Below are 18,995 nucleotides of genomic sequence, written 5' to 3'. Positions count from 1 at the left end.
TTCTTATTTATCGTTTTCTCCTCCGAAACGAAGCAATGCTGATCCCCAGGTAAAACCTCCACCAAATGCATCAAGTAGTATTAAAGAACCTTGTTTTAAAAGTCCTTGTTCATACGCATCATTCATGGCCATAGGTATTGAAGCAGCTGAGGTATTGCCATATTTTTGTACAGTAACAACACATTGTTTATCTGTAAAATTTAATTTCTCCTGCACGGCTTTGATAATTCTTAAATTAGCTTGATGAGGTATGAAAAGATCGATTTCTTCACTTTTGATATTGTTTTTTGTAAGAATTTCAACAACATCACTACTTAGAGTATTTACTGCAATTTTAAATACTTCATTTCCTTTCATTTGCATAGAAAGTGGAGTGCAAATATTGCTTTTTTGAGCTCTTTGTGTCATTAGTAAATCTCCAAATTCTCCATCGCTTGCAGTATGGGTGTCTATGATTGGAAAATTATCATCTAATGATACTACTCCAGCTCCTGCTCCATCACCAAATAATACACAAATACTTCTATCGGTATAATCCATAATAGAGCTGATTTTTTCAGCACCTATGATTAAGATATTTTTCTTCATACCACTTTCAACCATAGATTTAGCAAGTTCTAAAAGATAAATAAATCCTGAGCATGCAGCAGAAATATCAAAAGCAGTGATATTTTTTAAGCCAAGATTATGAGCAATTTTACATGCAGTTGATGGCATAGTGAAATAATCAGGACTTAAAGTAGCTACTATGATAGCATCTATATCTTGAGGATTTAAATTTGCTCTTTGTATAGCTTTGATGGCTGCTTTAGTGCCAAGATCGCTCGTATTTTCATCATTATCTGCTATATGTCTTTGCTCTATTCCTGTTCTTCTTAGTATCCATTCGTTGCTGGTTTGAACCATTTTTTCTAAGTCAAAATTACTTAAAATTTTTGTAGGAATATACGAAGCTATACTTTTTAAGGAAGCTTTAGTCGATTTCATAATTAGCAAGTTCTTTTTCTATAGTTTGATTTATATTAGATTGTGCAAAATTTAATGCTTGAAAAATAGCATTTTTGATAGCTTTTGGACCACTTTTACCATGGCTTATAATGACACATTCTTTTACACCTAATAGCGGAGCTCCACCATATTCTTCATAATCAATATGTGTTTTTAGCTCCTGGAAGGCTGGTTTTGCTAAAAGATAGCCAAGTTTTGCTAAAAAAGACTTTTGAATTTCTTGTTTTAAAAGTTTTGTAATAACACTTGCTACACCTTCTCCTGTTTTAAGCAAGATATTTCCATTAAATCCATCACATACTAATACATCTATAGTACCATTAAAAATATCTCTACCTTCAGCATTTCCAACAAAATTTGGAAGTTGTTTTAAAAGCTGATGTGCTTCTTTAGTAAGTTCATTTCCTTTACATTCTTCTTCACCATTCGAAAGTAAGGCAATTTTAGGCTTAGTGATATTTAAAATTTCTTTAGCATAAGCTTCGCCCATGATAGCAAATTGAAATAAATGCTCACTTTTGCAATCAACATTCGCTCCAACATCTAATACAAGTGTTCTTGAGTGAATATTTGGCATTAAAGTTGCAATTGCAGGTCTAGCAATATTAGCTAATCTTCCAAGTCTTAAAGTAGCTAAACTCATGGTAGCACCACTATGCCCAGCAGAAACAACAGCTTTTGCTTTTTGATTTCTTACTAGCTCTATAGCCTTGTAGATAGTACTATCTTTTCTTTTTAATGCATCTGTGGAATTTTCTTCCATAGCAAATACATCAAAAGCCTCTTCATATTCTATATATGAGTTTAATTCTTGAGGGATTAAGGTTTTAAGCTTTTGAGGATCTCCTACCAAGATAGCTTTAAATTCACGCTCTTTTAAAGCCTGAATTACGCCTTCTATAATAGGTTTTTCCCCAAAATCACCTCCCATTGCATCAATAGCAATGCTTGTCATCGTTATTAATATTCCTTAGTTACTGGATTTACACGGTGAGGCATTTTATAGCTACCATCTTTGTCTTTTATAGGCATAGGTAGGGTAACTTTATAATGAGTTCTGCGTTTTGCTGCACGAGTTTTGCTCACTCTTCTCTTAGGTACTGCCATTTTTTACTCCTTTATTAATTTAAACATTTATTACAATAAAAATAATCACTTAAATAAGATTGTAACTCGCTTGTGGCAAGTTCTATTAAATCTACATGAGAGTCAAAAAACTCCATAGTGTCACTTAAGGTATTATTCTCATCTTTAAAAATTCCATCACTTGCAAAAAGCTCTATATTTTGATCGATTTCAAGCTCCATTTCATCGCCACACCGATCGCAGTTTCTATAAGTAAATCCTTTAAAACTAGCTTTTACTTTTGCTAATTTTGGATTAACTTTTGTAATAGTTCCTTCAAAAACTATATTATCAAGATCTAGTTTAAAAGGATAAGCTACAGAGCTAAGTTTTGCAAAGGCAATTTTCATTATAAAATTTCAGTTTTTGAAAAGAAAAATTCTATTTCAATTTTTGCATTTTCCAAGCTATCGCTTCCATGAACCGCATTTGCATCAATACTATCTGCAAAATCTGCTCTAATAGTACCAGGAGCTGCTTCTTTTGGATTTGTAGCACCCATTAATTCTCTGTTTTTTAATACAGCATTTTCGCCTTCTAAAACAGAAACCACAACTGGACCACTGATCATAAATTCAACTAAATCTTTGAAAAAAGGTCTGTCTTTGTGTACAGCATAAAATTCTTGAGCTTCTTTTTCTGAAAGCTGTATTTTTTTTGTTGCTGCTATTCTTAGACCATTGCTTTCAAAGCGTGTTAAAATTTGACCAATAACACCTTTTTTAACTGCATCAGGTTTAATAATAGAAAGTGTTTTTTCCAAAATCGTCCCCTTAATTTAAATAAGTTTTATGTTTATAAAAGAGCTAATTATACCAAAAAATGCTTTAAAATTATATAAAATTTAGAGTTTATAGAAGAGTTTGTAAGTAGCTTGAAAACAAGATACTTACATTAAATTTGTTAAGCAAATACCGGAGTTGAACCGTCTCTTAAGTCACTTCCGATGTTATCACGGCTTGGTTGTCCACTAACTACATCACTCCATACAATACAGCCATCAGTTGGGCAAGCACTTGCACAGGCTGGTTGGTCATTGTGTCCTACACATTCAACACATTTATCAGCATAAACATAATATCTATCTTCGCCCTCAGGATTGTTTGCATCATCTACGATTGCGCTTACTGGGCATTCATCTATACAAGAACCACATGCTATACAAATATCAGTAATTTTAACTGCCATTTTTTACTCCTTAAATATTAAATATTGAATATAAGATTATCAAAATTGTCTTAATTTTATTCTTAAAATCTTTTAATTTTGATAATAAAATTAAATTATGGGTAATTTTACACAATTAATAAATTTTTAAATTTACAAATGATATTATTTTGTTACAAATAAAATTTATTAATTAGGAGATAATTATGGTAGTAACTAAAAAAGCTATTGATTTTACAGCACCTGCTGTATTAGGTAATAATGAAATAGTTGGAGATTTTAATCTTTATAAAAATATAGGACCAAAAGGTGCTGTAGTATTTTTCTATCCAAAAGATTTTACATTTGTTTGCCCGTCTGAAATCATTGCTTTTGATAAAAGATATCAAGATTTTAAAGATAGAGGTGTTGAAGTAATCGGCATATCTTGTGACAATGAATTTTCTCACTTTGCATGGAAAAATATGCCTGTAAATCAAGGTGGTATAGGCCAAGTTAAATTTCCTTTAGTAGCTGATTTAACAAAACAAATTGCTAGAAATTTTGATGTTTTATTTGAAGAAGCAGTTGCTTTAAGAGGTTCTTTCTTGCTTGATGCTGATGGAACAATTCGCCATGCAGTAGTTAATGATTTGCCACTTGGAAGAAACATTGATGAAATGATTAGAATGGTCGATACTATGCTATTTACTAACGAGCATGGTGAGGTTTGTCCAGCTGGTTGGAATAAAGGTGATGAGGGTATGAAAGCTGATCCTAAAGGTGTTGCTGATTATTTAAGTAAAAATGAAAACAAATTATAATTTTTAAGCTGAAGGTTATTTTGACTTTCAGCTATTTTTATCTTATAAATTACAAAATATTTTTAACCGCATTAACAATACTCATTTTTACAATATTTTGAGAAATATTGTGATTTGGATATCACACTCTTAATTATTTACCTTTTATTATAATTCGTTTTTTTTTTTTTTTTGTTTTTGTTGTGTTTGCAAGATTATAATTACTCCATTTTTATTACATTATATTAGGAGTTATGAATGGGTTTTTCAGTTTCTAGGAGTTTATCTTCAAAACTTACTTGGGTTATGTGTATAAGTATAGTTTTTATTGTAATTGTAATTAATGTGGTGAGTTATTTAAATTCTAAAAATAGCACTTTTAATTATTTAACAGAAATACAAGTAAAAACTATGATGGATGTTGATGCAATGTATAATTCTTATGGAAAGTCAAGAAGATTGGCTATTGAAACTTTAGCAGAACATTTTTCAAATTATATTTCAAACATGTCAGAGCAAGAAATTATAAACACGCTTAAACTTGCAGAAAAAACTTCAGATTTTGAGCTTGTATATGTGGGCTTTGAAGATAGTGGTAAAAATTATCAATCAGATAATGAGATATTAGATTTATCAAAAGGATATGATACTAAAAATAGAGGTTGGTATAAAGAAGCAAAAGCAGCAGGAAAATTAATAGTAACAGATCCTTACAAATCGGTTTCAAGTGGTCAAATGGGTATTACCTATACAGCTCCAATTTATAACAATGGTAAATTAATAGCTGTAGTGGGTGGAGATTATAATCTTGAAAAATTTGCTAAAGATGTTTTAGCTATAGGTCATTCAAATAGTTCTTATGCTGCAGTGTATGATAAAAATGATGGTAATATAATTTTCCATGAAGATAAAGAAAGAATGCTTACAAAAAATACACTTAGTGTAAATATTGCTAATGCTGTAAAAGCAAATCCAGAGTTTATTGATCCAAATCATACAGATACCATAGAATATTTAAAAAATGATCAAGGTAAAACCCAAGTTGTAACTTGTAACCAAAGTCTAAACGATAAATATATTGTTTGTTCTATTACAGATGAATCTGTATATACTGATGCAGTTAATAAGGTTTTATTCCAACAAATTATTATTGCTTTAATAGCTATAGTTATAGCATTAGTATTAGTAAGATTTACTATTATGAAAAATTTAAAACCTATAGCAGTTATTACAACAGGTCTTAACTCTTTCTTTGACTTTATCAATCATAAAACAAAAGATTCTGCTATGATAGATGTTAAAAGCAATGATGAGCTTGGTGCTATGGCTAAAGCCATCAATGAAAACATCACTAAAACTAAAAATGCTTTAGAACAAGATGCTAAAGCAGTAGAACAATCAGTAGATACAGCTAAAGAAATAGAAAGTGGTAATCTAACAGCAAGAATTACTGCAATTCCTGCTAATCCTCAATTAATAGAATTAAAAAATGTATTAAATGAAATGCTTAATGTATTAGAACAAAAAGTAGGTTCTAATATGAGTGAAATCAATAGAGTATTTGATAGCTATAAAGCATTGGACTTTACTACTGAAGTTAAAAATGCTAAAGGTGGAGTTGAAGTAACTACTAATGTATTAGGTAAAGAAATAGTAGCAATGTTAAGACAATCATCTGAATTTGCTTCTTTACTTGCTACTGAAAGTGGAAAATTACAAAGTGCTGTTAAGAACTTAACAGATTCATCATCTTCTCAAGCTTCTTCTTTAGAAGAAACAGCAGCAGCATTAGAAGAGATTACTTCTTCTATGCAAAATGTATCTCATAAAACTAGTGAAGTAATTGCTCAAAGTGAAGAGATTAAAAATGTTACTTCTATTATAGGAGATATTGCTGATCAAATTAACTTGCTTGCATTAAATGCTGCTATTGAAGCAGCACGTGCAGGTGAACATGGACGTGGCTTTGCTGTTGTTGCTGATGAAGTTAGAAATCTAGCAGAAAGAACTCAAAAGTCTTTAGGTGAGATTGAAGCTAATACTAATATCTTAGTTCAATCTATTAATGAAATGGGTGAAAGTATCAAAGAACAAACTACAGGTATTACTCAAATAAATGATGCTGTAGCTCAAATTGATCATGTAACCCAAGAGAACTTAAAAATAGCTAATGATAGTGCAGTAATATCTGATAATGTAAATAAAATAGCTAATGATATCTTAGAAGATGCTAGGAAGAAGAAGTTTTAAATAAACAATTAGCAAGCTTGAAAGCTTGCTAATAAAATGATGAAAATTTAAGATAATATTTACTCACTTTATTCTTTTTTAACTTTTTATATAATTTTTTATTAAATAGTATTTTTTTTATGTTTAAATAAAATAATTTTTTATTAAAAATAGTATAAGATAATTCTTCTCTTAAAATTTACAAACTATAAACAAGGATAATTTATGAGAAAAATTACAAAGACTTTAACAAGTAAATTAACTTTTTTTGTTTTTTTAGCAATTGTGGCTATTTTATTTATAGCTAATATTTTTAATTATATTGAGGTAAAACAAGATGTAACTAAACTTATTAATGATATACAAGTAAAAACTATGCAAGATGTTTTAAAAAGCTTTGATGATTATACTACCTCAAGAAGTGATGCTGTAAGAGCGGTTGCACTTGAAATACAAAAAAATTCTAATGCTAGTGTTGAAGAAATCTACGCTATGGTTAAAGTTGCAAAGGAAGCTAGTCGTTTTGATGTTTTATATGTAGGACTTGATAAAAACGGTGCAATGATTAGATCTAATGGGAATCATCAAATGCCTTCCGATGGTTATGATCCAAGAACTAGAACTTGGTATACAAGCGTTGCTTCTGGGGAAGATAAAGTTGTTATTTCAAAGCCTTATATGGCTCCAAGCTTGAAAGCTCCTTCTTTGGCTTTTTCATATCCTATTGTTGTAGAGGGTAAATTTATAGGTGCAGTTGGTGGAAATTATGATTTAAATACTTTTTCAGATAATGTGTTATCTATGGGAAAATCTCAAAGTGGATATACTATAGTTTTAGATGATGACGGTACTATATTATTTCATGAATCTTCAAAAGCATTGCTAACAAAAGACAATTTGACTCAAAATATTGTAAAAGCCTATCTTTCTACCCCAGAAGGTAGAGCAGGGCAACTTTCTAGTAAACCTATGATTATTGAAGATGGAAGCGCTCCCCGCAAAGCAGTAATTTGTCAAGAATCCTCAACAGGATATAATGTTTGTGTAATAGCAGATGAAAAAATTTACAAAGATCCCGTAAATAAAGCTTTAATAAAACAAATCATTATAGGAGTCATAAGTTTAATAATAGCTCTTGTAATTATAAGATTTATGATTAATTATAACTTATCTCCACTCAAAAAAATCCAAACAGGTCTTAACTCTTTCTTTGACTTTATCAATCATAAAACAAAAGATTCTGCTATGATAGATGTTAAAAGCAATGATGAGCTTGGTGCTATGGCTAAAGCCATCAATGAAAACATCACTAAAACTAAAAATGCTTTAGAACAAGATGCTAAAGCAGTAGAACAATCAGTTGAAACAGCTAAAGAAATAGAAAGTGGTAATCTAACAGCAAGAATTACTGCAATTCCTGCTAATCCTCAATTAATAGAATTAAAAAATGTATTAAATGAAATGCTTAATGTATTAGAACAAAAAGTAGGTTCTAATATGAGTGAAATCAATAGAGTATTTGATAGCTATAAAGCATTGGACTTTACTACTGAAGTTAAAAATGCTAAAGGTGGAGTTGAAGTAACTACTAATGTATTAGGTAAAGAAATAGTAGCTATGTTAAGACAATCATCTGAATTTGCTTCTTTACTTGCTACTGAAAGTGGAAAATTACAAAGTGCTGTTAAAAACTTAACAGATTCATCATCTTCTCAAGCTTCTTCTTTAGAAGAAACAGCAGCAGCATTAGAAGAGATTACTTCTTCTATGCAAAATGTATCTCATAAAACTAGTGAAGTAATTGCTCAAAGTGAAGAGATTAAAAATGTTACTTCTATTATAGGAGATATTGCTGATCAAATTAACTTGCTTGCATTAAATGCTGCTATTGAAGCAGCACGTGCAGGTGAACATGGACGTGGCTTTGCTGTTGTTGCTGATGAAGTTAGAAATCTAGCAGAAAGAACTCAAAAGTCTTTAGGTGAGATTGAAGCTAATACTAATATCTTAGTTCAATCTATTAATGAAATGGGTGAAAGTATCAAAGAACAAACTACAGGTATTACTCAAATAAATGATGCTGTAGCTCAAATTGATCATGTAACCCAAGAGAACTTAAAAATAGCTAATGATAGTGCAGTAATATCTGATAATGTAAATAAAATAGCTAATGATATCTTAGAAGATGCTAGGAAGAAGAAGTTTTAGGGATAAATACAAAAATCCAAGTATTTAAATTTGTTGATACTTGGATTTACATGCTATAATCTTGCTTTAGAATTTTTAAAGGTTTTTTATGGCTGCTGATGATCAAGAAAAAACAGAAGAACCCACATCCAAGAAAATAGAAGATGCACGTAAAGAAGGTAATGTCCCAAAAAGTCAAGATGCATCTGCGGTAGCTGTTCTTGCGGTAGCTGTTCTTGTGGTGTTATTTATGTTGCCCTTTATAGGTGAGAGAATTAGTGGTTTGTATAGATTTTACCAAAGTTTCATAGGTATTGAACTTGATTTGAAAATTTTACAAAAAATTATTATTAAAACTATGATAGAAATGTTTATTATGGTTTTACCTATTACTTTGGTTATTATGATAGCAGGCGTACTTGGAAATTTGATGCAATTTGGATTTATCTTTACTACTAAACCAATTACTCCAAATTTTAATAAGATAAATCCTCTTAGTGGTCTTAAGAATCTTTTTTCGCTTAAAAAAATTATTGAAGCTTTAAAAATCACACTTAAAGTTGGGGTGGTTTTTGGCATAGCTTTTGTTTTTTTACTTCAGTTTATGCAAGAACTTCCTAGAGTAGAACTTTACACAATTTACCCACAGCTTTTATGGCTTAGAGATAAAGCTATTATTCTTGCGGCTATTGTAATTATAGCTTTTTTGATTATAGGTCTTTTAGATGTGCTTTTAGTAAGATATCAATATTTTAAAAATTTACGTATGAGCAAACAAGAAATTAAAGATGAATACAAACAAAGCGAAGGAGATCCTTTGGTAAAAGGAAGAATTCGTCGCTTGCAAATGGAAGCAGCAAGGCGTAGAATGGTGCAAGATGTTGCTAGTGCTGATGTAGTAATCACCAATCCTACTCACTATGCGGTTGCTTTGCGTTATGATAGTTCTAAGGAAGCTGCACCTAAGGTTTTGGCAAAAGGGGTAGATTTTTTAGCTTTGCGCATTAAAGATATGGCATATGAGTATAATGTTATGATTTATGAAAATCCACCTTTAGCAAGGGAGCTTTACAAATCTTGTGAGGTAAACGATCTTATTCCACCAGAGCTTTTTAAAGCAGTGGCGGAAGTTTTAAGCTTTGTCTACACTTCCAATAGACAAAAATTTGCTGATAGATTAAAATAAATCAAGCTTTTTAATTAAGCTTACAATAGTCATGCTTATAGAAAGGGTATAAATAGCTAAAAGAGCTATGCGGTGAGATTTGAGATTAAGTTTTCCCATTATTTTTATACCAAGATAAACCCCTAACATAGAGCTAAGTCCTACTAAACTCCCATTTAGCAATACTTCTTTATCAATAATGTCATTATAAATAAAAGAACTTACTCCAGAAATTGAAGCAAATATCACAAAAAATAAGCTAAGTGGTACTACTTTTTTAGTATCATAACCTAAAAAATAAGCCAAAATAGGCGTAATTAAAAGCCCACCTCCAATACCTAAAGATATAGCAAAAATTCCTGTGAATATACCACAAATTAGTAAAATGGAATTTCTTAAGGTTTTAGAATGATTGATATTTCCAATAGTACTTTTTTGGTTAAAAGCAAATTTTAAAAAGAAAATAACACTTACACATAAAAAAATACTTGTTAAGGTTATATCTGAAAAATATGAAAGTAAAACTCCACTAAACATTGCTCCCAAAAAACCACCAAAACCTATGATAAGACCATCTTTTAAAATTAAATTTTTATTTTTGTAGTTTAGATAAGAGCCAAAAACAGAAGCAAAGATCATTTGTACTACTGAAATTGCGACAGCATGGTGAGAGCTAAGCCCTAAAGTAAGCATAAAAGGCACTATAATCATCCCACCTCCTATGCCAAAAACACCAGAGGCTATACCCGAAAAAATTCCTATAATCAAGTAAGGAAGTAAAGTTAAATCCATAATAAACCTTCATTTATAAAAAATCATTACAACATAATAAATTTATTTAGCTTTAGAAAATATAATTATAGTCGATTTGAAAAATAATAAGGAATAAAAAAAAAAAGGGGGGGGGTGAGTGTTTTTTTGTAAAAAATGTGTGATGCCAAATACTAAGCCTGATTTGCATTTTGATGATGAGGGAATTTGTGATGCATGTCGCTCGCAAGAAGCTAAAAATCATGAGATAAACTGGCAAGAGCGTGAAAAAGAATTTCTAGAGCTTATAAAAAAATATAAAAAACATCCTGTGTATGATTGTGTGTTAGGGGTAAGTGGTGGTAAAGATTCTACTTATCAAGTTTTAAAATGCCTTGAATTTGGACTTAATCCTTTGTGTGTTTGTTTTGAACCTAGTATTCCTACTAAATTAGGTAAGAAAAATCTCCGTAATTTAAATAATCTTGGTGTAGATTTAATTCATATCAAAAGAAATCCTTTGATATATAAAAAATTATCCCGTGAGGCATTGATAAGAACAGGGGATAATGAATGGCAAAACCATTTAGGAATTTTTACTTGTGTTCCAAAAATAGCTGTTGCTTTTGATATACCTTTGATTATTTGGGGAGAAAATTCGCAGATTGAGTATGGGGGACCAGCTAGTTCTAAAGAAAAAAATACACTAGGTAGAGAATGGCTTGAAGAATTTGGAGGACTTTTAGGTAATAGAATTTCTGATATGATTGATGTTGATGGCATTAGTGAAAAGGATCTGTATTTTTATACTTACCCAAGTGATGAGGAGCTTCAAAGAGTAGGAGTTACAGGGTTATTTTTAGGATATTATTTTAAATGGGACTATAAGTATAATTTAAAATTAGCTCAAGAGAATGGTTTTAAAACTAACACAAGACCAATTGAAACTACTTATGAGAATTTTGAAAATCTAGATTGCTATTCAAATCATGTGCATGATTACTTAAAATACTGTAAATATGGCTTTGGAAGAGCTACAGACAATGCATGTTTGGATATAAGACTTGGTTATATTAGCCGTGAAGAGGGTGTGAGACTAGTAAATAAATACGATGGAAAGCCACCTAAAAAAGCTATTAAGAAGTATTTAGAATTTAGCGGTTTTAGTGAAAAAGAATTTGAAAAGATAGTGGATTCTTACACAAATAAAAAAATTTTCAAACGTGATGAAAATGGCAAATTTTTAAGAGATAGTGATGGGTCTTTGATAAAAAAAGATGAGTTTGTTTTGAAATGATTTGTATTGTTGATTATCATCTTGGGAATTTTAAATCTGTTTTAAAGGCTTTTGAAAAAATTAATCAAGAAGTGATTATAAGCTCTAAGAAAGAGGATATAAAAAATGCTTCTAAATTGATTTTACCAGGTGTTGGATCTTTTAAGCAGGGTATGGAAAATTTAAAAAAACTTTCTTTAGATGAGCTTTTAAAAGAATGCGTTTTAAAAGATAAAAAGCCCATTTTGGGAATTTGTCTAGGTATGCAGCTTTTTGCTAGCAAAGGATATGAGGGTGGAGAGTGTGAAGGGCTTGATTTTGTCAAAGCAAGGGTTTTAAAATTTGATTTAAGTAGAGAAAAGTTGTTGCATAGTGGTTGGGATGATTTGCAATTTAGCAGTAAAAAAAGCAAGATTTATGATGGAATTTTAGAAAAAAGTGATTTTTATTTTGTGCATTCTTATTATGTAGAATGTTTAGAAGACATAGAAACTTCTTTTTGTGAATATGAAAAGCCATTTTGTGCAAGTTTTGAAAAAGATAATATTTTTGCGGTGCAATTTCATCCTGAAAAAAGTCAAAATTTTGGTTTAAGACTTTTAGAAAATTTTGCAAATTTAAAGGTTTAGTGTGCTTAAAACTAGAATTATACCTTGTGTGTTATTAAAAGATTATCAGCTTGTAAAAAGCATAAATTTTACTTCCTTTAGAACTATAGGACATATGGTAAGTACAGCTAGAATCTATAATGCTAGAAATGTAGATGAGCTTATAGTTTTAGATATTAATAAAAATGGTTTTATAGATTTTGAAAGTTTGGAAGATATAGCAAATGAATGTTTTATGCCTTTGACTATTGGAGGTGGGATTAGAACTTTAGAAGATATTAGAAAAGTGCTAGATATAGGTGCGGATAAAATCAGTATTAATTCTATAGCATTACAAAATCCAAATTTTATAAAAGAAGCCGCTAACACTTTTGGAAGTTCTTGTGTGGTATGCTCGATTGATGTAAAAAAAGATAAAAATCAATTTAAAGTTTTTAATAATGAAATTTTAGATATTGATCCGTTAGAACTTGCATTAAAATACGAATCTTTAGGAGCTGGGGAGATACTTTTAACAAGTGTTGATAAAGAAGGGAAATCTTTAGGGTATGATTGGGAATTGTTAGAATATTTTCAAAATAAATTAAAAGTTCCACTAATTATTAATGGGGGGCTTTCTAAACCTCAAGATGGAGTAAAAGCCATTAATCTTGGAGCAAATGCACTTGCTGGAGCTTTTATATTTCATTTTAGTCAATACACTCCAAATGATATTAAAAATGAGCTTTTAAAAAACAACATCCCAGTAAGGATTGTTTAAAATTACAAAATAAAATTCATCATCTTCTTTTATAATTTTAAAATTAGATTTTAGATATAAATTTAAAGCTTTAGTGTTTTCTTTAAAAACACAGGCATTTAAGGTTTGGATATTTAAAACATTAAAAGCATAGTTTTTAATTTCTTGCATTAAGATTTTCCCAACACCCTTTTTAATACCATAAAGTCCAAATTCACATGAAGTTTGAGTAATGTTGATAAAATATATAACCCCTAGTTTTTCTTTGTTTTGAGTTAGTAAAAAATATTGTGTATTGCTCGCTTGTTGTAATTTTTTAAAAAAAATTAAGTGATTTTTATAAGTTATGTTTTTTGTTTTCATAAATTTTGAAACATATGAAGAATTTCTTATATAAAAAATTTCCTTCTTTTCTTCTTTTGTAAGATTGATAAAATTTTTATAAATAATCATTTTATTACTTTTATGCTTTTAAATACTTCAGCATATCTAAGACCAACTCGCATTCCTTGGTATTGTGCATTTATTTTTATCCCTTTTAAACTCCTAGGATGAGGGTATTTTCTTAATTCGGATTTGTAAAAAGACATAGCTTGTAATTTTAAATAGAGTGTTGAACTAATATCGAAAAACACATCAGGTTGGAAACTTAATGGATAATTCCACTCTGTGCTTGAAAGAATTTCAAAGCTATAAATTTCTTTGACACTTTCTTCTTGTAAAGACCTTGTAGCAGTAATTGTTGCCTTGTACGTAATTTGATGATCTACATTAAGATCTTTTTCATAGTGAGTAAAAATTATACTAGGCTTGATTTCATCTTTTACTTCCTCAATGCTTTTAACTATTTCTAATAATGGAATTTTATCAAATGAATTATCAGGGAAAAATTTCCTAAAAATTTTTTTAATACCTAGGAAATTGTTAGCATTTTGTAGTTCTTGCTCTAAAATGTCTTGTTCGTTTTTATAGTTATTTGTTTTTCTACTTGCTTTTCCTTCTCCAAGTATTAAAGTATAAGCTTCATATCCTTGTTGAATGTATTTTGCTATGGTTCCAAAACAACCTAAAACTTCATCATCTGGATGAGCTACTATAATTAAAATTTTGTTATTTTTCATAAAATATTACCTCTGCTTTGATTTGATTGTTGTGTTTTTTTGCGTTTTGAAAAATCATTGTTATATTTTCAAATTCCAAAAATGCTTTTGGGTAGTCAATAGCATCAAGCATTCTTATAAAATCATATATTTTTATTAAGCTTGGGTTTTTTAAGGTATTAAGATTGCTTTGTTCTTTTGTTCTCCTTTTAAAAACCATTATTTCTCCTTTTTGTTTTTGAGGTTTAATGGCTGTGTGTAAAAGTTTTGGTATCAGTTTGTTAAATATAATATTTGACATTTTTTCATAAATTTTTTGTGCGTTTGATTTTTTAAAACTTATATTGTGCTTTAGGTATATTTCCCCTGCGTCTAACACATCACTAGCTTTTAAAGCACAAATCTTGCTTTTATATATGCCTCTTATAATTAGATTTTGTAAAGGAGATCCTCCTCTTCCAAATGGTAAATTCCCTAGATGAAAAATAATACATTTATATTTTTGATAAATTTCTTTTGGTATGTAAAAAGACCAATGTGGAAAAAATATAATATCTGGATTGATTTTTTCTATGTTTTTTAAAGAAAGATTTTCTTTTTTTGTTATGAGATAAAAATTATATGTTTTATATCGCTTTTTTAGTTTATAAAAATTATCAATATTATGTTGTTTAAGAGTTACTATAATGATTTTCATGCTGCAACTCTTTGTGTGTAATAAAGTGTATTTAGGCTATATACCCCCCCCATAGATGATAAAGATACAAAATAAAATTCATCATCTTCTTTTATAATTTTAAAATTAGATTTTAGATATAAATTTAAAGCTTTAGTGTTTTCTTTAAAAACACAGGCATTTAAGGTTTGGATATTTAAAACATTAAAAGCATAGTTTTTAATTTCTTGCATTAAGATTTTCCCAACACCCTTTTTAATACCATAAAGTCCAAATTCACATGAAGTTTGAGTAATGTTGATAAAATCAATTACACCGATAGTATTTTTATCATCATAGACTAGAAAGTATTTTTTAGTTTTATCAGATTTTAACTTAGTTAAGAAATGTAAATGTTCTTTTAAACTGATATTTTGTGTTTTCATAAATTTAGCAATATTTTCATCATTACGCCATTTTAAAACAAGCTCGATTTCTTCTTGGGTTAAATGAATAAAATCTTTTAAAACTATCATATAAAACTTTCCACTTCATAGCCTTTTTTAGCAAGCCATGTTGCAAGTTTTTCTTGGTTTTTAGCATAAGCTATTGCTTTAAAATCGGCTTTTAAAATTAAAGCTTCATTAACTAAAGAACTTGCACTGATAATGAGTTTTTTGCTTTCATTCATCAATCTTGCCAAATTTGGATAATCTATATGAACTTGGATGTTAGATTTTTTTTGGCTTAGCTTTTGAAGCGATTTTAAATGAATATTTGCTTTTGTTGTTGCTATGATAATGGCTTTATTTTTATCAAGTTTGTTTGCTATGTCAAAAGAAAGATTTTTATTATCACTTCCACCTATGCAAATGAAATAATCATAAATCTTTTCTCGTTGTATTTTACTTTCCTGATAAAATTCATCGCGTATTAGAGCATAAGAAAAACCACATCTTAATTCGCAGTATTTTGGAAGCAAACCTTCGTAGTCGCTTTCTTTGGCATAAGCGTTAACATTTAGCAAGATATCACAAAAATGTTCTTTAATCTCATCATCAAAACTTAAAATTTTAATTCCTGTTTCAAGTTTTATGAGCTTTTCATCATTGGCTGTGATTTCATAATGATCAATAATCAAAAGATCAAAATTTTCTTCTTTTATGAGATTGATGAGTTCATATATGCTAGCACTTGTTAATTCATAAACAGGATAAGGAATCTCATCTATTAAAGATCCTTTAAGAGCTAAACACGCAAAAGATACATCCTCGTATTGTTTTGCTAATATTAAATCTCTTTTTATATGTCCATGTCCTATTTGACTTGAACTATCACTTCTGATTAAGACTTTCATTTTCTTTTATGACTTCTTTGAATTTTTCTTCTGGATTTTTTTCGTTAAATAAAAAATCTAAAATTCCCAAATAAGGAATAAAATTAGTTCCTAATTGAGTGTATCTTGGATGGATAAAATCAAAATACTTAATTTGTATATTAGCATTTTTAAACATTTCTTGTGCTTTTTCTTTTTCAAGATAGTTTTTTGATCCTTCTGGAGAAAGATATTTATCCGCTTTTAGTATTTTGCAAATTTCAAATAAAAGTTTTTCTTTTTTTTCATTTGTTATATTTAGACTGGAAGCTTGTAAAATAGGTGTTTGGATATTTAAATTCTGACAATAAATTTTGATTAGCTCTATATTAAAATGCACTAAGTGAGTATGCTTGTATAAAGCATTTTTTAAAATATGATAGTATTTATCAAAATTAATACTTTTAGAATAAGCATGATAAACGGTTTTTAGAAATTTTATTTTCCATTTATCATCTTTTTCAAACAAAATATCTTGAAGTAATGTTTTTTGAGATGTTTTTTGCAAATTTAATCCTAGCATAAAAGTTTTATTTTGTAGCTTAATTTTATTTCTATTTTGCCATGATCTTCTTTCAAATTGAACATTATCTAAAAAAACAAAAGTATCAACGCTTTTTATCATATATATATAGCCTATCCAAGGATTGAAAGTAGGTTGCATTATAGCTATTTGCACCTGTTATCCTTTGAGCGGTATGTATATACCCCCCCCCGCTTTATTTTGAATTTTCATCATTGCACTCATTTGATTTTTCCATAAATGACAATATCACTATCATTAACTAATCTTTCATCTTCGCCCATAATATTGGTGTTTTCATAAGTTAATACTTTAAAATCATATAAATTCAAATATTCTTTTAAAATTTCAACAAGTTCATATTCTTGATATAGAGTGTTTATACATCCAAGCTCTCCTGTAGTATCATCATCTATGATTTTAAAGCTATTGTGAGCTATTTTTTCTCCGTATCCGTATCTATAATCTTTTATGCTTCTTGTTCTTAGGAAAAACAAAGCATTTTCCTTGTACATAGAATTTTCTTTAGAAATTTTTAATAATTTTACAAAATCTTCTCGTAAGAGATAATTTACTACATTAGGAATCATAAAAATATCTGCGTTGATGTTTGGATTTTTTAAAGGAAAGTTTAAAATATTATCGTGAAAAAATTCATATTTTTTACATTTTATGACTTCTTTGAAATTATAGTTTGCATTGTCAATATTTTTTGGATTTAAATCTACTCCAATACACTCATAATCATAGTTTGCAAATAAAGAAAGATTATTACCATTAGAACAAGCAAATTCCAAAACTTTTTGGCTGTTTTTTTGGTGTAATCCTTGTTTAAAAAAGAATTTAATTACTGCTAAATCAGGAAATTTTAAACCTTTTAAATCCCTTAAATACATTTTCACTCCTTAGTAATTTTTCCATAAATTATAATATCGCTATCTTTGATATAAACTTTATTTTTTATATTGATATTTTCACTTGTTATAACTTCAAAATCATATAAATTTAAATACTCTTTTAAAATTTCAACAAGTTCATATTCTTGGTAAGCGGTGCAAAGACAATCTTTTTCACCACTAAATTCATCGTAGTTTAAAATAAAGCTACCATTTTCTAATCTTTTTCCAAGTCCATAACGATGATCTTTGGTGCTTCTTGCTCTTAAGAAAAAGTGAGCATACCCCCCCCCACTTACTTGATATAGGTTGTTTTGTTTTGCGTTTTGTAATAAGGTTTTAAATTCATCTTTAGTGATGTAATTAATTACATTAGGTATTAAAAACACATCTGCATTTATATTTTGGTGGTTTTTAGCAAAATCAAGCATATTTTCATTAAAAAAACTTGCTTTTTGATAATGCATAATTTCTTTAAAATTATAAATGGCATTTTCATGGTTTTGTTTGCTAAGTTCTACCCCGATACACTCATAACCATAGTTTGCAAATAAAGAAAGATTATTGCCATTATGTGAAGCAAATTCTAAAACTTTTGCGTTTTTTAAAGTATTAAGCTTGTTTTTAAAAAACCATCTAACAAGCTCCATATCAGGATATTTAAAACCTTTAAGTTTGTTTATGAACATTTATTGCCTTTGTGAAATTGATAGAGCATTTTAGCAAATTCTAAGTCCTCAAAGGTATCAATATCACAAAGTTTATTTCTAGGCAGTAAAAAGACTTTAGAATGTGATTTAAACATAAAATTTTCTTCCAACCATGCTTCTTTTTTACCAAAATAAAATGCTCCACCATCATGATAAGCTTTAGTTAGATCTTGTGAGCGTTTATTATAGTTTGATTCATCAAACATATAAACTTTATTTTGCGTATCGAGATAAAAACCTCTTTGTATGGGGTATTCAAACTCGCAAGCTGAAAATAAAAATTTACACTCTTCTTGACTAAATTGCTCAAAAGCTTTTTGCAAGATAAACTCATCTATGAGTGGAGCTGTTGCATATAAACAACATATATTTTCATAGTGCTTACCCTGTTGTTCTAAGGCAATAATAGCATCTTGGATTACAGCAGTGGAACTTGTATAATCATCACTTAGTTCTTTTTTACGCACAAAAGGAGCTTTGGCTCCGTATTTTAGAGCTACTTCGATGATTTCATCATCATCACTTGAGATGATCACATCATTAAAAACATCTGAATTTAAAGCATTTTCTATACTATAAGCAATCAAAGGTTTTCCTAGAAAATCAATGATATTTTTTCTAGGAATACGTTTAGAACCACCACGTGCAGGGATAATACAAAGATTTTTCATTAATACTCTTTTAAATAATTTTGTGAAAT

Annotated in this window: 23 protein-coding genes and 2 pseudogenes; 9 read left to right on the top strand and 16 right to left on the bottom strand. The window is 29.0% G+C overall.

Features of this window, described 5'->3' with window-relative positions; genetic code table 11:
- Window positions 1–3: 3 nt before the first annotated feature.
- The 6 genes from CORN_RS07165 to CORN_RS07140 all read right to left on the bottom strand — a co-directional run bounded on the left by CORN_RS07165 (window position 4) and on the right by CORN_RS07140 (window position 3,321).
- Complete coding sequence (locus CORN_RS07165; protein ID WP_066008172.1) at window positions 4–987, bottom strand: beta-ketoacyl-ACP synthase III; 984 nt, start codon at window positions 985–987, stop codon at window positions 4–6.
- Window positions 974–1,963 (bottom strand): phosphate acyltransferase PlsX, encoded by a 990-nt coding sequence (gene plsX, locus CORN_RS07160; protein WP_066008171.1) that lies wholly within the window; start codon window positions 1,961–1,963, stop codon window positions 974–976. Before plsX ends, CORN_RS07165 begins: the two co-directional genes overlap by 14 nt.
- 5 nt (window positions 1,964–1,968) lie before the next feature.
- Window positions 1,969–2,115: a 50S ribosomal protein L32 gene (gene rpmF, locus CORN_RS07155; RefSeq protein WP_012662034.1), complete on the bottom strand. Its 147-nt coding sequence runs from the start codon at window positions 2,113–2,115 to the stop codon at window positions 1,969–1,971.
- Window positions 2,116–2,129: 14 nt separating this feature from the next.
- Window positions 2,130–2,483 (bottom strand): DUF177 domain-containing protein, encoded by a 354-nt coding sequence (locus tag CORN_RS07150; RefSeq protein ID WP_066008168.1) that lies wholly within the window; start codon window positions 2,481–2,483, stop codon window positions 2,130–2,132.
- Window positions 2,483–2,896 (bottom strand): nucleoside-diphosphate kinase, encoded by a 414-nt coding sequence (ndk, locus tag CORN_RS07145; RefSeq protein ID WP_039642239.1) that lies wholly within the window; start codon window positions 2,894–2,896, stop codon window positions 2,483–2,485. The genes CORN_RS07150 and ndk overlap by 1 nt, the downstream gene beginning before the upstream one ends.
- A 140-nt stretch (window positions 2,897–3,036) precedes the next feature.
- Window positions 3,037–3,321 carry a ferredoxin, 4Fe-4S gene (locus tag CORN_RS07140; RefSeq protein ID WP_039619165.1) on the bottom strand — a complete coding sequence of 95 codons (285 nt, stop codon included), beginning with the start codon at window positions 3,319–3,321 and terminating at the stop codon, window positions 3,037–3,039.
- A 185-nt stretch (window positions 3,322–3,506) separates the two neighbouring features.
- On the opposite strand from CORN_RS07140, the gene CORN_RS07135 reads away from it, so the two are divergent.
- The 6 genes and pseudogenes from CORN_RS07135 to flhB all read left to right on the top strand — a co-directional run bounded on the left by CORN_RS07135 (window position 3,507) and on the right by flhB (window position 9,684).
- Window positions 3,507–4,103 (top strand): peroxiredoxin, encoded by a 597-nt coding sequence (locus tag CORN_RS07135; protein ID WP_066008166.1) that lies wholly within the window; start codon window positions 3,507–3,509, stop codon window positions 4,101–4,103.
- 237 nt (window positions 4,104–4,340) lie between these two features.
- Window positions 4,341–5,117: pseudogene (locus CORN_RS08700) on the top strand (cache domain-containing protein); the annotation flags it as partial.
- A 165-nt stretch (window positions 5,118–5,282) separates the two neighbouring features.
- Window positions 5,283–6,332, top strand: a complete 1,050-nt coding sequence (locus CORN_RS08695; protein ID WP_425484001.1) for a methyl-accepting chemotaxis protein — start codon at window positions 5,283–5,285, stop codon at window positions 6,330–6,332.
- 204 nt (window positions 6,333–6,536) lie between these two features.
- Window positions 6,537–7,223, top strand: a pseudogene (locus CORN_RS08690) (cache domain-containing protein); the annotation flags it as partial.
- A gap of 57 nt (window positions 7,224–7,280) precedes the next feature.
- Window positions 7,281–8,519 carry a methyl-accepting chemotaxis protein gene (locus CORN_RS08685; protein WP_425484000.1) on the top strand — a complete coding sequence of 413 codons (1,239 nt, stop codon included), beginning with the start codon at window positions 7,281–7,283 and terminating at the stop codon, window positions 8,517–8,519.
- A gap of 88 nt (window positions 8,520–8,607) precedes the next feature.
- Window positions 8,608–9,684 (top strand): flagellar biosynthesis protein FlhB, encoded by a 1,077-nt coding sequence (gene flhB, locus CORN_RS07120; protein WP_066006562.1) that lies wholly within the window; start codon window positions 8,608–8,610, stop codon window positions 9,682–9,684.
- On the opposite strand, the gene CORN_RS07115 is transcribed toward flhB, so the two are convergent.
- Window positions 9,676–10,455, bottom strand: a complete 780-nt coding sequence (locus tag CORN_RS07115) for a sulfite exporter TauE/SafE family protein (protein WP_066006564.1) — start codon at window positions 10,453–10,455, stop codon at window positions 9,676–9,678. The two genes, flhB and CORN_RS07115, sit on opposite strands and share 9 nt — an antisense overlap.
- 118 nt (window positions 10,456–10,573) lie before the next feature.
- Here CORN_RS07115 and pseA point away from each other — a divergent pair, with 118 nt between their 5' ends.
- Genes pseA through CORN_RS07100 form a run of 3 tightly spaced genes read left to right on the top strand, consistent with a single transcriptional unit; the run spans window position 10,574 to window position 13,057 of the window.
- Window positions 10,574–11,710, top strand: a complete 1,137-nt coding sequence (pseA, locus tag CORN_RS07110; RefSeq protein ID WP_066006566.1) for a pseudaminic acid biosynthesis protein PseA — start codon at window positions 10,574–10,576, stop codon at window positions 11,708–11,710.
- The gene (gene hisH, locus CORN_RS07105; protein ID WP_066006567.1) at window positions 11,707–12,318 is read left to right on the top strand and encodes an imidazole glycerol phosphate synthase subunit HisH; all 612 of its coding nucleotides are present in this window, start codon (window positions 11,707–11,709) and stop codon (window positions 12,316–12,318) included. Before pseA ends, hisH begins: the two co-directional genes overlap by 4 nt.
- A gap of 1 nt (window position 12,319) precedes the next feature.
- Window positions 12,320–13,057, top strand: coding sequence for a HisA/HisF-related TIM barrel protein (locus CORN_RS07100; protein ID WP_066006568.1), 738 nt, complete (start codon window positions 12,320–12,322; stop codon window positions 13,055–13,057).
- On the opposite strand, the gene pseH (CORN_RS07095) is transcribed toward CORN_RS07100, so the two are convergent.
- The 9 genes from pseH (CORN_RS07095) to pseF all read right to left on the bottom strand — a co-directional run bounded on the left by pseH (CORN_RS07095) (window position 13,025) and on the right by pseF (window position 18,966).
- A complete protein-coding gene (pseH, locus tag CORN_RS07095) occupies window positions 13,025–13,489 on the bottom strand; it encodes a UDP-4-amino-4,6-dideoxy-N-acetyl-beta-L-altrosamine N-acetyltransferase (protein ID WP_066006569.1) in 465 nt (154 codons plus the stop codon). The genes CORN_RS07100 and pseH (CORN_RS07095) overlap by 33 nt on opposite strands.
- The gene (locus tag CORN_RS07090; RefSeq protein ID WP_066006570.1) at window positions 13,486–14,157 is read right to left on the bottom strand and encodes a PIG-L deacetylase family protein; all 672 of its coding nucleotides are present in this window, start codon (window positions 14,155–14,157) and stop codon (window positions 13,486–13,488) included. The genes pseH (CORN_RS07095) and CORN_RS07090 overlap by 4 nt, the downstream gene beginning before the upstream one ends.
- Window positions 14,147–14,833 (bottom strand): formyl transferase, encoded by a 687-nt coding sequence (locus CORN_RS07085; RefSeq protein WP_066006572.1) that lies wholly within the window; start codon window positions 14,831–14,833, stop codon window positions 14,147–14,149. The genes CORN_RS07090 and CORN_RS07085 overlap by 11 nt, the downstream gene beginning before the upstream one ends.
- On the bottom strand, window positions 14,830–15,327 hold the full coding sequence (gene pseH / locus CORN_RS07080; protein WP_172663999.1) for a UDP-4-amino-4,6-dideoxy-N-acetyl-beta-L-altrosamine N-acetyltransferase: 498 nt from the start codon (window positions 15,325–15,327) through the stop codon (window positions 14,830–14,832). Before pseH (CORN_RS07080) ends, CORN_RS07085 begins: the two co-directional genes overlap by 4 nt.
- Window positions 15,324–16,148 carry a UDP-2,4-diacetamido-2,4,6-trideoxy-beta-L-altropyranose hydrolase gene (gene pseG / locus CORN_RS07075; protein ID WP_066006576.1) on the bottom strand — a complete coding sequence of 275 codons (825 nt, stop codon included), beginning with the start codon at window positions 16,146–16,148 and terminating at the stop codon, window positions 15,324–15,326. Before pseG ends, pseH (CORN_RS07080) begins: the two co-directional genes overlap by 4 nt.
- Window positions 16,126–16,845: a WbqC family protein gene (locus tag CORN_RS07070; protein ID WP_167348853.1), complete on the bottom strand. Its 720-nt coding sequence runs from the start codon at window positions 16,843–16,845 to the stop codon at window positions 16,126–16,128. Before CORN_RS07070 ends, pseG begins: the two co-directional genes overlap by 23 nt.
- Window positions 16,846–16,910: 65 nt before the next feature.
- Window positions 16,911–17,585 (bottom strand): class I SAM-dependent methyltransferase, encoded by a 675-nt coding sequence (locus tag CORN_RS07065; RefSeq protein WP_066006577.1) that lies wholly within the window; start codon window positions 17,583–17,585, stop codon window positions 16,911–16,913.
- 2 nt (window positions 17,586–17,587) lie between these two features.
- Window positions 17,588–18,274 (bottom strand): class I SAM-dependent methyltransferase, encoded by a 687-nt coding sequence (locus CORN_RS07060; protein ID WP_245162263.1) that lies wholly within the window; start codon window positions 18,272–18,274, stop codon window positions 17,588–17,590.
- Window positions 18,265–18,966 carry a pseudaminic acid cytidylyltransferase gene (pseF, locus tag CORN_RS07055; protein WP_066006583.1) on the bottom strand — a complete coding sequence of 234 codons (702 nt, stop codon included), beginning with the start codon at window positions 18,964–18,966 and terminating at the stop codon, window positions 18,265–18,267. Before pseF ends, CORN_RS07060 begins: the two co-directional genes overlap by 10 nt.
- Window positions 18,967–18,995: the final 29 nt, after the last annotated feature.

The sequence above is a fragment of the Campylobacter ornithocola genome (genome assembly GCF_013201605.1).
Taxonomy (GTDB): Bacteria; Campylobacterota; Campylobacteria; order Campylobacterales; family Campylobacteraceae; genus Campylobacter_D; species Campylobacter_D ornithocola.
This window is presented reverse-complemented; position numbering and strand designations above follow the sequence as displayed.

What these genes read in the sequence shown, in the direction of transcription:
- CORN_RS07165 (WP_066008172.1), bottom strand. Translation starts at nt 987, where the DNA reads ATGAAATCGACTAAAGCTTCCTTAAAAAGTATAGCTTCGTATATTCCT.
- plsX (WP_066008171.1), bottom strand. Translation starts at nt 1,963, where the DNA reads ATGACAAGCATTGCTATTGATGCAATGGGAGGTGATTTTGGGGAAAAA.
- rpmF (WP_012662034.1), bottom strand. Translation starts at nt 2,115, where the DNA reads ATGGCAGTACCTAAGAGAAGAGTGAGCAAAACTCGTGCAGCAAAACGC.
- CORN_RS07150 (WP_066008168.1), bottom strand. Translation starts at nt 2,483, where the DNA reads ATGAAAATTGCCTTTGCAAAACTTAGCTCTGTAGCTTATCCTTTTAAA.
- CORN_RS07140 (WP_039619165.1), bottom strand. Translation starts at nt 3,321, where the DNA reads ATGGCAGTTAAAATTACTGATATTTGTATAGCATGTGGTTCTTGTATA.
- CORN_RS07135 (WP_066008166.1), top strand. Translation starts at nt 3,507, where the DNA reads ATGGTAGTAACTAAAAAAGCTATTGATTTTACAGCACCTGCTGTATTA.
- CORN_RS08695 (WP_425484001.1), top strand. Translation starts at nt 5,283, where the DNA reads ATGAAAAATTTAAAACCTATAGCAGTTATTACAACAGGTCTTAACTCT.
- CORN_RS08685 (WP_425484000.1), top strand. Translation starts at nt 7,281, where the DNA reads ATGATTATTGAAGATGGAAGCGCTCCCCGCAAAGCAGTAATTTGTCAA.
- flhB (WP_066006562.1), top strand. Translation starts at nt 8,608, where the DNA reads ATGGCTGCTGATGATCAAGAAAAAACAGAAGAACCCACATCCAAGAAA.
- CORN_RS07115 (WP_066006564.1), bottom strand. Translation starts at nt 10,455, where the DNA reads ATGGATTTAACTTTACTTCCTTACTTGATTATAGGAATTTTTTCGGGT.
- hisH (WP_066006567.1), top strand. Translation starts at nt 11,707, where the DNA reads ATGATTTGTATTGTTGATTATCATCTTGGGAATTTTAAATCTGTTTTA.
- pseH (WP_066006569.1), bottom strand. Translation starts at nt 13,489, where the DNA reads ATGATTATTTATAAAAATTTTATCAATCTTACAAAAGAAGAAAAGAAG.
- CORN_RS07090 (WP_066006570.1), bottom strand. Translation starts at nt 14,157, where the DNA reads ATGAAAAATAACAAAATTTTAATTATAGTAGCTCATCCAGATGATGAA.
- CORN_RS07085 (WP_066006572.1), bottom strand. Translation starts at nt 14,833, where the DNA reads ATGAAAATCATTATAGTAACTCTTAAACAACATAATATTGATAATTTT.
- pseH (WP_172663999.1), bottom strand. Translation starts at nt 15,327, where the DNA reads ATGATAGTTTTAAAAGATTTTATTCATTTAACCCAAGAAGAAATCGAG.
- pseG (WP_066006576.1), bottom strand. Translation starts at nt 16,148, where the DNA reads ATGAAAGTCTTAATCAGAAGTGATAGTTCAAGTCAAATAGGACATGGA.
- CORN_RS07065 (WP_066006577.1), bottom strand. Translation starts at nt 17,585, where the DNA reads ATGTATTTAAGGGATTTAAAAGGTTTAAAATTTCCTGATTTAGCAGTA.
- CORN_RS07060 (WP_245162263.1), bottom strand. Translation starts at nt 18,274, where the DNA reads ATGTTCATAAACAAACTTAAAGGTTTTAAATATCCTGATATGGAGCTT.
- pseF (WP_066006583.1), bottom strand. Translation starts at nt 18,966, where the DNA reads ATGAAAAATCTTTGTATTATCCCTGCACGTGGTGGTTCTAAACGTATT.